General features: G+C 39.6%; 1 pseudogene. It reads right to left on the bottom strand.

Annotation, left to right across the window (positions count from 1 at the left end):
- A pseudogene (locus SB658_RS25705) lies at positions 1–255 on the bottom strand (acetolactate synthase large subunit); the annotation flags it as partial.

Below are 255 nucleotides of genomic sequence, written 5' to 3'. Positions count from 1 at the left end.
CGCAAATTTGATGAGTTCATCAGAACCACCTGAATGAATGACCCCTCCTCCAATATAAAGAAGTGGACGTTTTGCTTCGGAAATTGCTTTAGCTACCTCTCTAAGCTTCCTACCGTCTGGCATAGGCTCTAATTTGTACCCTGGAATCTCAATTACTTCATTATAAAAACTTGTTACATTTTCATTTTGAACATCTTTTGGAATATCAATTAATACTGGTCCTGGTCGCCCGCTTTCGGCGATGTAAAAAGCTTC

This window comes from Bacillus sp. SIMBA_008, assembly GCF_046535495.1.
Lineage (GTDB): Bacteria > Bacillota > Bacilli > Bacillales > Bacillaceae > Bacillus > Bacillus subtilis.
Note: the sequence above shows the minus strand (reverse complement) of the source record. Positions and strands in the feature narration are given on the sequence as shown.